Source organism: Pantoea sp. S61, from assembly GCF_016625145.1.
In the GTDB taxonomy this organism is placed as follows: Bacteria; Pseudomonadota; Gammaproteobacteria; order Enterobacterales; family Enterobacteriaceae; genus Pantoea; species Pantoea rwandensis_B.
The window spans coordinates 1-11,329 of sequence record NZ_JACVUO010000039.1 but is presented as its reverse complement, the minus strand read 5'-3'; the positions used below and the strand labels follow the sequence as shown (position 1 = coordinate 11,329).

10 protein-coding genes are annotated in these 11,329 nt (G+C 52.7%); 8 read left to right on the top strand and 2 right to left on the bottom strand.

What is annotated here, in order from left to right; all coding sequences use genetic code 11:
* Positions 1–35 precede the first annotated feature (35 nt).
* On the top strand, positions 36–1,139 hold the full coding sequence (locus IAE30_RS29450) for a cytochrome c (RefSeq protein ID WP_200681606.1): 1,104 nt from the start codon (positions 36–38) through the stop codon (positions 1,137–1,139).
* Between the two features lie 59 nt (positions 1,140–1,198).
* Here IAE30_RS29450 and ompX read toward each other — a convergent pair whose 3' ends face one another.
* Complete coding sequence (gene ompX / locus IAE30_RS29445) at positions 1,199–1,711, bottom strand: outer membrane protein OmpX (protein ID WP_200681605.1); 513 nt, start codon at positions 1,709–1,711, stop codon at positions 1,199–1,201.
* A gap of 379 nt (positions 1,712–2,090) precedes the next feature.
* Between ompX and rhtA the strand changes: the two genes are divergently transcribed.
* The 6 genes from rhtA to ybiO all read left to right on the top strand — a co-directional run bounded on the left by rhtA (position 2,091) and on the right by ybiO (position 8,727).
* Positions 2,091–2,999, top strand: coding sequence for a threonine/homoserine exporter RhtA (gene rhtA, locus IAE30_RS29440; RefSeq protein ID WP_038647943.1), 909 nt, complete (start codon positions 2,091–2,093; stop codon positions 2,997–2,999).
* A 295-nt stretch (positions 3,000–3,294) separates the two neighbouring features.
* Positions 3,295–3,798: a DNA starvation/stationary phase protection protein Dps gene (gene dps / locus IAE30_RS29435; protein WP_038647945.1), complete on the top strand. Its 504-nt coding sequence runs from the start codon at positions 3,295–3,297 to the stop codon at positions 3,796–3,798.
* 320 nt (positions 3,799–4,118) lie between these two features.
* Positions 4,119–4,865, top strand: a complete 747-nt coding sequence (gene glnH / locus IAE30_RS29430) for a glutamine ABC transporter substrate-binding protein GlnH (RefSeq protein ID WP_038647947.1) — start codon at positions 4,119–4,121, stop codon at positions 4,863–4,865.
* Positions 4,866–4,951: 86 nt separating this feature from the next.
* On the top strand, positions 4,952–5,611 hold the full coding sequence (glnP, locus tag IAE30_RS29425) for a glutamine ABC transporter permease GlnP (RefSeq protein ID WP_038647949.1): 660 nt from the start codon (positions 4,952–4,954) through the stop codon (positions 5,609–5,611).
* Positions 5,608–6,330 (top strand): glutamine ABC transporter ATP-binding protein GlnQ, encoded by a 723-nt coding sequence (gene glnQ / locus IAE30_RS29420; protein WP_038647952.1) that lies wholly within the window; start codon positions 5,608–5,610, stop codon positions 6,328–6,330. Before glnP ends, glnQ begins: the two co-directional genes overlap by 4 nt.
* A 162-nt stretch (positions 6,331–6,492) precedes the next feature.
* Positions 6,493–8,727, top strand: a complete 2,235-nt coding sequence (gene ybiO / locus IAE30_RS29415) for a mechanosensitive channel protein (protein WP_234472903.1) — start codon at positions 6,493–6,495, stop codon at positions 8,725–8,727.
* A gap of 257 nt (positions 8,728–8,984) precedes the next feature.
* Here the strand turns inward: ybiO and rlmF are convergent, their stop codons facing one another.
* Positions 8,985–9,911, bottom strand: a complete 927-nt coding sequence (gene rlmF / locus IAE30_RS29410) for a 23S rRNA (adenine(1618)-N(6))-methyltransferase RlmF (protein WP_200681603.1) — start codon at positions 9,909–9,911, stop codon at positions 8,985–8,987.
* A 229-nt stretch (positions 9,912–10,140) separates the two neighbouring features.
* On the opposite strand from rlmF, the gene IAE30_RS29405 reads away from it, so the two are divergent.
* Positions 10,141–10,770, top strand: a complete 630-nt coding sequence (locus IAE30_RS29405; RefSeq protein WP_200537168.1) for a flavin reductase family protein — start codon at positions 10,141–10,143, stop codon at positions 10,768–10,770.
* The last annotated feature ends 559 nt before the right edge of the window (positions 10,771–11,329 follow it).

The window sequence follows — 11,329 nt, the reverse complement described above, 5'->3', positions numbered from 1 at the left end:
AACGTTATCCGTTGCGGCCTCCATTAAGATCTTAACTGACAAGCATTACGCCGATCGGCGCCATTTACTCCACTAACATCACGCCAGATAAAACGCACGGTATTGGTGACTACAGCTACGACGACTTCGTCAAAGCGGTACGCGGGGGTGTCGCCAAAGATGGCACTTCGCTTTATCCGGCTATGCCATACCCGTCATATGCCAAAATCAGCGACAGTGATATGCACGCGTTGTATGACTACTTTATGCAGGGTGTGAAACCGGTAAGCCAGGAGAATCACAAAAGTGATATCCCCTGGCCGCTCAGCATGCGTTGGCCGCTGGCGTTCTGGCGCTGGACCTTTGCCGACGACAGCACTTACGCTCCGGTTGCCGGTCAATCGGCACAGTGGCAACGCGGTGCTTATCTGGTGCAGGGGCTCGGTCACTGTGGCTCCTGCCACACTCCTCGTGGCATCGGCTTCCAGGAGAAAGCCATGGATCAGAACAGCAAAGGCTATCTGACCGGCGGCACATTGGAAGGCTGGCATGCGCCAGACCTGACCGCCAGCCCGGCAGCCGGTTTAGGCAGCTGGTCCGAACAAGATATCGCCCTCTTCCTGAAAACCGGCGCGAATAAGCAAGGCGCTGCCTTTGGTTCGATGACGGATGTGATTGCACACAGTACTCAGTACCTCAGTGATGAAGATCTGAATGCGATTGCCGTCTATCTGAAGTCTTTACCGGCTGCGGATAACACCGCTGCACCACAGGCCAGCGATGCGACGTCGCAAGCGCTGTTCAAAGGGGATGTCAGCCAGCCAGGCGCGCAGGTTTACGTGGATAACTGCGCTGCCTGCCATCGTACGGACGGTAAAGGCTATGCCAGTACCTTCCCGGCGCTGGCGCATAATCCGGCCTTGCTGAGTGAAGACCCGTCATCAGTGATCAGTGTCATTTTGAAAGGCGGTCAGCGTGCGATTACGCAACAGGCGCCGACCGGTTTCACCATGCCAGATTTCGCCTGGCGCCTGGATGATCAGCAGGTCGCTGATGTCGCTAACTTCATCCGCAATGGATGGGGTAATAAAGCGGCACCGGTAACGGCCGATCAGGTGAAAAAGATCCGCGCGACCCTTCCTCCTGCCCCGCAAAAATAGGCATAAAAAAACGGCCCATAATGGGCCGTTTCTTGTGCAACTCTGGTCTAAGCAAAAACTTAGAAGCTGTAGCCTACGCCAGCAATCCAGGTGCCTACGTCTACGCTACGGATACGGCTCTGCTCGTAACCCACGTCAACAGCAACGTTCTGGATTGGGTTGAACTGCATGCCTGCGCCGTAGGAGAAACCGTAATCGCTGGTGTCAGATTTAGACTGTGCAGCTGCGTCATTCGCCTGGTACTTACCGTAACCGATACCGACCACGCCGTAGATGCTTGCCCAGTCGTTCAGACGGTAAGCAGGACCACCGGTGATGCCGTAGTACTGGCCTTTGTTGTAAACGCCAGCGTTAGTGCGGTCTTTTTCGGTGTAGGTGAAAGAACCGATCCAACCCAGTGGGTTAGTACCATCTTCGTAACGGTATTTCAGGTTGAAGCCGTTTGCTTTGTTAGCAACGCCCTGATAATCGCTCTGCGCGTAACCAGCAGAAACGGTGCTCTGCGCCATGGCTGAACCTGCTGAAACTGCCAGTACACAAGCCAGTGCTGAAAGACATGCAATTTTTTTCATAAACCACCTCAAATGTGAATATACTTCTCTCCTGACAACGCTGAAAATATAACAAAAATTAGCAAGAAACTCTGCCCGCTATTTGTTGTCTAACAGATTGTTTGGTGTAACAGAAAGTTAATGAAGCTTCCTATGTCATTCATTTTACTTATAAAAAGCGTCATCTTCCTGCAATAATATTTCGTGCTATAAAAAATGCCTTTAAGGATATTCCTAAACTAACCTGACATTTCTTTACTTAAATGGCCCGAAAAACGGTTATTTCCCAGGCTGTCGCAGCATTTATTTTCCCTCTTACACACCTCCTTATTTCCTTAAGATTCCTTTACACTGGCGTTTTGTTGCTGTGTTGTTAATCACTACGGGATTGAATTACAGGATGTCTACGCCTCAGACGAACGCCAAAATGGCCCCGGTTTTGTTTCCGATTGCCGTGCTACTGATTGCCATGCTCTCGCTTCAGGGCGGTGCTTCCCTGGCAAAATCACTGTTTCCTACCGTAGGGGCTCCGGGCATCACCGCATTGCGTCTCGGACTGGGCACCCTGATTTTGTGCGTCATCTTTAAGCCGTGGCGTTTACGTTTTACCCGCGCACAGCGTAAACCGCTCTTGATGTACGGTCTGGCGCTCGGTTGTATGAACTATCTCTTCTATCTATCGATCCGCACCGTGCCGCTGGGCGTGGCGGTTGGGCTGGAATTTCTGGGTCCTTTAACCCTGGCGCTGGCCGGTGCGCGACGTCCCCTCGATTTCCTGTGGGTACTGCTGGCGGTTACCGGTTTGTGGTTTCTACTGCCGATTGGTGATGGCATCAGCCATATCGATCCGCTGGGTGCGCTATTAGCCGTGGGAGCAGGTGCCTGTTGGGCGGTCTATATTCTGGCGGGGCAACGCGCCGGTGCGGAACATGGTCCAGCGACGGTTGCCATGGGATCGTTGATCGCCTCAGTGATCTTCGTCCCCCTCGGGTTAACTTTTGCTGCGCCCGGCATCTGGCACTGGGAAATACTGCCACTGGCGCTGATTATCGCCCTGCTCTCCAGTGCCATTCCTTATTCACTGGAGATGATGGCCTTAACCCGCTTGCCGGCTCGCATCTTTGGCACGCTGATGAGTCTGGAACCCGCGATGGCCGCACTTTCAGGGATGTTGTTCCTCGGTGAGCTGCTAACGCTGAAGCAGTGGATCGCGCTGCTGGCGATTATCGCCGCGTCGGCGGGTTCGACACTCACCATGAAACAGAAGAGTGCCAAAATAAGCGAAGTGGATATTAATAACCCGCAATAAATAATGCCAAATTCAGCCTGTTAAGCTGCAGGCTGAATATATAAGCATTCTCATTCTCTTTTTTCTCATCACCATCTTCGGTTTTGTTATTATTTTGCAACATCATTGAAAAGCAATTAACACGCAGTGTAAATCATTGTTATGAATGCAAAATATTTAAAACGCTCAAATCCCGCACAACATGAAGGTTTATCTATTCCTGTCATCGGTTTAAACAATCCGGCACAGCCGAAAACTGCTGCTATACTTATTCCCGTGCTTGATTAGGACAACCATCAATTAGAGGATATTAATGATGAGTACCGCAAAACTGGTTAAAACTAAATCGTCTGATCTCATTTACACCCGTAATGATGTTGCTGATAGCGATAAGAAAGCGACCATCGAGGTGCTCAACCGTCTGGTAGTGGAGTTTATTGATCTGTCACTGATCACCAAGCAGGCGCATTGGAACATGCGTGGTGCCAACTTTATCGGTGTGCACGAAATGCTGGATGGCTTCCGTACTGCCATCACCGATCATCAGGACACCATTGCAGAGCGTGTTGTACAGCTCGGCGGCGTGGCGCTGGGTACCACTCAGATCGTCAACGACAAGACGCCATTGAAAAGCTATCCGCTCAACATCCACACCGTTCAGGATCATCTGAAAGCGCTGGCCGATCGTTACGCGATTGTTGCGAACGATACGCGTAAGGCCATCAGTGAAGTAAGCGATGAAGACACTGCAGACATTTTCACGGCGGCATCGCGTGATTTGGATAAATTCCTGTGGTTCATCGAATCCAACATCGAATAATGTCAGTTACAGCGAAGGCGGGTTATCCCGCCTTTTTTTATGTCTGTAACATTTTGGTGCTTTTTTTGACGTCGTTAACAAATTCTTAATCCTACCTTTCCCTTGCTAAGCCCTTGGTGCACACTGTGCCTGCACCACAACAGCACGATGCACTATTTTGGTGACCCATATTAGTGCAGACTTTTCAACTACAGCAAAATCGCTTCAGCCAGGCCCTGCATCCTGCTGATTTCGACCGAAATGAAAAGTTGGCATAATTTTTTCATATGAATAGCCGTACATCAGGCCATCAGGTCTGAAGGGTAATAAGGAAAATAATGATGAAGTCTTTGATTAAAGTCTCCGTGGCCGCGCTGGCGTTGGCCTTCTCGCTTTCTTCCACTGCAGCAGATAAGAAACTGGTTGTTGCGACCGACACCGCATTCGTTCCTTTTGAATTCAAACAGGGTAACGAATATGTTGGTTTCGATATCGACCTGTGGGCCGCTATCGCCAAAGAACTGAAGCTGGATTACACCCTGAAGCCAATGGATTTCAGCGGTATCATCCCAGCACTGCAAACCAAAAACGTTGACGTGGCTCTGGCCGGTATCACCATTACCGACGAGCGCAAAAAAGCCATCGACTTCTCTGACGGCTATTACAAAAGTGGTCTGTTGGTGATGGTGCGTGAGAACGAAAACAACATCAAAGGCATCGACGATCTGAACGGCAAAGTGGTTGCGGTGAAGAGCGGTACCGGTTCTGTTGATTACGCAAAAGCGCACATCAAGTCTAAAGATCTTCGTCAGTTCCCGAACATCGACAACGCTTATATGGAGTTGGGCACCAACCGTGCTGACGCCGTGCTGCACGACACGCCAAACATCCTGTACTTCATCCACACCGCCGGTAAAGGTCGCTTCAAAGCGGTTGGCGAGTCTATCGAAGCTCAGCAGTATGGCATCGCCCTGCCAAAAGGCAGTGATGAGCTGCGTAATCAGATTAATGGCGCGCTGAAAACCCTGCGCGACAACGGCACGTACAATACAATTTATAAAAAATGGTTCGGCAGCGAGCCAAAATAATTCCGGCCTAAGCCGATTTTTTCCAGCAGGGAGCTTCGTCTCCCTGCTTTTTACATTTCCATTGCAACAGATTTTGGAGTTACACCATGGAGTTTGACTGGAGCGTCATTTGGCCAGCCCTGCCGATTTTGATCGAAGGCGCCAAAATGACCCTGATAATTTCCGTACTCGGCTTAATTGGCGGGTTAATCATTGGTTTAGTCGCCGGCTTCGCACGCGCGTACGGTGGATGGATAGCCAATAACATCGCACTGGTGTTCATCGAGCTGATTCGCGGTACGCCAATCGTGGTGCAGGTAATGTTTATTTACTTCGCCTTGCCGATGGCCTTCCCGGACCTACGTATCGATCCGTTTACCGCTGCCGTGGTCACCATCATGATTAACTCCGGTGCCTATATCGCGGAAATCACGCGTGGTGCCGTGCTGTCGATCAACAAAGGCTTCCGTGAAGCAGGCCTGGCGCTGGGTCTTTCCCGTCGTGAAACCCTGCGTTACGTCATCATGCCGTTGGCACTGCGTCGTATGCTGCCACCGCTCGGTAACCAGTGGATCGTGAGTATCAAAGATACCTCGCTGTTTATCGTGATCGGCGTGGCGGAACTGACCCGTCAGGGTCAGGAAATCATCGCCGGAAACTTCCGCGCGCTGGAGATCTGGAGTGCCGTTGCGATTATCTATCTGGTTATTACGTTGGTGTTGAGCTTTGTACTGCGCCGTATTGAGAAGAAGGTGAAAATCCTGTGATTGAATTTAAAAACGTCTCTAAAAACTTCGGCCAGACCAAAGTCCTGCACGACATTAACCTGAAGATCAATCAGGGTGAAGTGGTGGTGATTATCGGGCCATCTGGCTCAGGTAAATCGACCCTGCTGCGCTGCATCAACAAGCTTGAAGAGATCACTACCGGTGACCTGATTGTTGATGGCATGAAAGTTAACGATCCTAAAGTCGATGAGCGTCTGATTCGCCAGGAAGCCGGTATGGTGTTCCAGCAGTTCCATCTGTTCCCACAGATGAGTGCGCTGGACAACGTGGCTTTCGGCCCAATTCGCGTGCGCGGTGCTAAAAAGGACGACGCACAGAAATTGGCGCGTGAACTGTTAGGTAAAGTCGGCCTCGCCGAGCGTGCGCACCACTTCCCAGCCGAACTGTCTGGTGGTCAGCAGCAGCGTGTCGCCATCGCCCGTGCACTGGCGGTGAAGCCGAAAATGATGCTGTTTGATGAGCCAACCTCTGCACTCGATCCAGAACTGCGCCATGAAGTGCTCAAGGTGATGCAGGATCTGGCTGAAGAAGGCATGACGATGGTGATTGTGACGCACGAAGTGGGCTTCGCTCAGAAAGTGGCTTCGCGTCTGATCTTCATTGATAAAGGCACCATCGCTGAAGATGGCAATCCGGATGAGTTGATCACCAACCCACCGAGCGATCGTCTGCGTGAGTTCCTGCAGCACGTATCATAAATGACGAGGCGGCTGTAAAGCCGCCTCTTCTTCCGTAAAGAATTTTCCTTTCAGAATCTTCACCTTCCATCACTGACTATACTTTTTATCTTGTGCCGTTGCGCGTTGCTCAAGGAGAAGGTCATGTCGTTTGCCCGCCCATCATGGTGCCTTACCATATGGATGCTGCTCTGTCTGTTCCTCGTTCCCACCGCAAACGCGGTCAATCTGCCGCAGGCCGCCGTCGCCGCTCAACAAACGTCAACGCCCGCTGCCAACACCACCGCTGAAGCAGAGCCAACGCTGGAAGATAAAAAAGCCGCTTATGCCGCGCTGGCGAATATTCTGGAGAATAACGATTCGCGTCAGGAATTGATCGATCAGCTGCGTCAGGCCGCCACCAGTAAAGCCAACAATGAACAACCCGTCCTGGCACCACCGCAGGCTGAGCAGGAAGATCCCACGGTACTGGAGAGCGTCACCAACGTCACACGCGAATACGGGGGCGCCGTTGCCTCGCAGTTTGTCCGTTTGCACGACAACATCGTTAACGCGCCGCACAAATCCTTTAATCAGCAAACCTTCTTCAATGCACTGAAGTATTTCGCCGGGCTCGCCGCTGCCGTTTTTGCTTTTTACTGGTTCACGCGGCTGTTGATGTATCCCGTGTGGCAGCGCATGGGCCGCTGGGGGCGCAATCATAATCTGGAGCGCACCAAGTGGCTGCATCTTCCTGCCACCATCGTCGTCGCCTTTCTGCTCGACTTAGTGCTTCTGGCGCTGACGCTGTTTGTGGGTCAAATCATCAGTGATAATTACCACAACAACAACCGCACCATTGCCTATCAGCAGGGGCTATTCCTCAATGCCTTCGCGTTGATTGAGTTTTTCAAAGCGGTGTTGCGATTAATATTCTGCCCACGCTTCCCCACCCTGCGCTTCTTTCATCTTTCCGATGTGCGTGCCGCTTACTGGAATACGCGTCTCAGTTGGCTCAGCGGCATCATCGGTTATGGCTTACTGGTGGTGGTGCCGATTGTCGGCAATCAGGTCAATATGCAAATCGCTGCATTGGTGAATATGCTGATCATGTGCATTATGACCGGCTGGGCGCTGTGGCTGATTTTCCGCAATCGACGTAACATCCACGACGAACTATCGCGTTTGGCCGATCGCAGTATGAGTTTCTTTGCCTTGTTTATTCGCGCCTTTGCGATGGTGTGGCATTGGCTGGCGAGCGCCTACTTTATCGCGCTGTTCCTGTTCTCGATCTTCAATCCGGGTGACAGCCTGAAGTTTATGATGTCCGCCACGGTGCGCAGCATGGCGATTATTGTTATCGCCGCGCTGATTTCCGGCATGCTGACGCGCTGGATTGGCAAAACGCTGACGCTGTCGCCGGATCTGCGTCGCAACTATCCTGAGCTGCAGAAACGCGTCAATGACTGGGTGAAAGCACTGCTGAAACTGGCGCGCGTGATCACCGTGTTCGCCACGCTACTGCTGCTGCTCAATGCCTGGAATCTGTTTGATCTCTGGCACTGGCTCACGCTGGGAGCCGGGCAGAAAATGGTGGATGTGCTGATTCGTATCGTGATGATTTTACTGCTTTCCGCCATCGGCTGGACACTGCTGGCTAGCCTGATCGAAAGCCGTCTGGCTTCGGATTCACACGGAAGGCCGATGCCCAGCGCACGTACGCGCACCTTACTGACGCTATTCCGTAACGCGCTGGCGGTGGTGATCAGCACCATCACCATTATGATTCTGCTGTCAGAAGTGGGCGTTAACATCGCGCCGCTGCTGGCGGGTGCCGGTGCGCTGGGGCTGGCAGTGTCATTCGGTTCGCAAACGCTGGTGAAGGATATTATCACCGGTATCTTCATTCAGTTTGAGAATGGCATGAATACCGGCGATCTGGTGACCATTGGCCCGATTACCGGCACGGTGGAGCGCATGTCGATTCGTTCCGTCGGGGTGCGTCAGGATACCGGTGCCTATCACATCATTCCCTGGTCTTCGATCACCACCTTTGCCAACTTTGTGCGCGGTATTGGCTCGTTTGTCGCCAACTATGATGTTGACCGCAGTGAAGAGACTGAACGTGTGAATGCGACTTTGCAGGCGGCGGTAAAAGAGTTACTGGAGAACCCGGATATTCGCGGCATGGTGATTGGCGAACCAAGTTTTTCCGGGCTGGTAGGCTTGACCAATCAATCCTTTACCGTGCGCGTCTCATTCACCACCCAACCGCTGAAGCAGTGGACAGTGCGTTTTGCGCTGGATGATAAGGTGAAGAAGCATTTTGATGCCGCAGGGATTAGAACGCCGCATCAGACGGTGGAAGTGATGCAGACGGGTAACGATGTGGCTTCGGCGGCTACGCTGGCAGCACTACCGCCGCCCAATCCATCGTAAAATCACACAGGGACGGCACCTGGTTGTCAGATTCCGCGCCTGCATGACGGGGCCGGAACTCGCACCTGCCGTCTAACCGGTGCCGATGGCGATCGCTAAATTCAGCGCGAGAACTGAAGTGGGACATTGCCAGGGCCCATTTCGATATGGACTGCAAACGCAAGGCGGTACAGCTTAGCGCAAGTGATCAAATGGGCGGGCCAGAGCCCGCCTTCACGTTTTACACCCAGAGAAATACGGCCTCCGCGCCCGTTGAATCAGCGCACGAGGCGTTTAGTGCGCGCAGCGGGCGGCAGGAAAGTCCAGGCGATAAAGCGGCTCTGTTTCTGCCCCTGTGCCATCTCAATGATTCGCACTTCCTCAACATCGAGATTGCGCAACTGATCGCGCAGCGCAGGCAGGTTCTCTTTGCGCGAAACCAGTGAGGTAAACCAGACAATACGATCCGCGTAAGCCACACTCTCGTCGATCATCTTACCTACGAACTGACGTTCTCCGCCCTCGCACCACAGTTCCTTGTGCTGACCACCAAAGTTGAGTGGTGCATTTTTACCTAAGCCCAGATTGCGCGTTTTACGCTGACCCACCATCGCCGCTTCCTGTGCCGACGCATGGAACGGTGGGTTACACAGCACCGCATGGTAGCGCTCATTTTTGTGCACCACACCGGCGAAAATGGCGGAATCGTCTTTCTGACGACGCAGGCGCACACCGCGTTGTAAGCCGGGATTACTGGCGACAATCTGGTTAGCAGCGGTAATCGCTTCAGCCGTGATATCCGTACCGGTGAAACGCCAACCGTATTCCGCGTGTCCGATTAGCGGATAGATGAGGTTGGCACCGCAACCGATATCCATAATATCGACATCGCGTGGCACTTTGCCGCCGTTGTCGCTGGCCAGCAAATCAGCCAGCGCATGAACATAGTCAGCACGACCTGGTACGGGTGGTGTCAGGTAGCCTTCCGGTAACTGCCAGTTCAGGTTATAAAACAGTTTGATCAGCGCCTGATTGAGCAGCATCACCGCTTCGGGATCGGCAAAATCTACCGACAGCTCGCCGTAGCCATTTGGACGCACTTTCACCGCCAGCGGCGGATGGGCGGCGGTCAGAGCAGCAAAATCATAACGGCCTTGATGGCGATTACGGGGATGGAATGGCGAGGTGGCGGTTGGCTTGTTCATAGATTCTCCGGAAAGTAGCGCGGGCGTAAGATACGCTGGATGGCGGCATCGCACAATCCGCTTACACGATTATCTGTATTGCATTTAAACCTAATATCCCCAAATTGAGTCCCAAATAATTCGTGCTACAGCCAGGCGGGCATTAAGGTCATCCCTTTCCTGATAACCGTGATTGGGATGCCATGACACCGTTGTGGTGCGAAGTTTATCAGACAAGCCAGGAGCGCTAATGCAACAACGTTATACTTATCAGCCACGAAGCGGGCATGGTTTACCACACGATCCGCTGAACGCTATTGTTGGTCCCCGCCCTATCGGCTGGGTGAGTTCGCTGAGCGCCAGTGGCCAGCGCAACCTGGCACCCTACAGTTTCTTCAACTGTTTTAACTATCATCCCCCCATCATCGGTTTCGCCAGCAGCGGCTGGAAAGACAGCGTACGCAATATCAGTGAGAGCAAAGAGTTTGTCTGGAATCTGGCCACTCGTCCGCTCGCCGAAGCGATGAATGAAAGTTCTGCTTCTGTGCCGCCGGAACAAGATGAGTTCGCACTCGCAGGATTGACACCAATAGCTGCCTCGCACGTCAACGTCAGCATGGTGGCAGAGAGCCCGGTGAATTTTGAGTGCCGTCTGACTCAGCTGATTCGTCTGCAGGATGTGCAAGGCACTGAACTGGAGAGTTGGCTGGTGTTGGGTGAAGTGGTGGCGATTCATATCGATGAGACGCTGCTGGAAGATGGCATCTACCAGACCGCAAAGGCGCAACCTATTCTGCGAGCCGGTGGCCCATCGGCGTATTACGGCATCAGCGAGGATTTGCGGTTTGATTTGGTGCGCCCGGATGCGCGCCGGGGTTAATTTTTTGCAGGCTGGCGTTTCCGGTTCAAATTCAGTTTGAAACATAGGTTAGGATTGCAGGCTGAAATGCGGGTTGGCTTACAACCGAGTTAACGCTGGCTGGGTGCGCAGGAGGCTGGCGTCCTCGCGCCGCTGACGCGGTGCCCTCACTTCGTCCGTCTGCCTCACGGAACGGCGGGGGATGGCACATCCCTGTGCCGCCCCACCTTTCGCCCGCGTCCTGCGGGCTATCCTGGCAGACTCACTCTGCTCGGCGCTGCGGATTGCCAGCCCCCTGCGCCCCCAGCCAGCTCATAAACTTTCGTGCGTTTTGTTTAAAGGCACTTTCCTTCCCATAAGCTTCAGTGCGTTATGTCACCAACCGCATTTTTGTCCATAAGCTTGATTATGTGATGCTAATGAAACTATCAGCCTATTCATAAACTTCAGCCAATAAGAACTCACATCGGCTCACAAACTTGAATACGCTTTGTCGAATACCGCACAAGTGTTAGTGGCCGTAGCACCTCTGATGCTGCAAGGGCTATCCGCAGCGCTGAGGCTTTTACGTTGGGCCAGG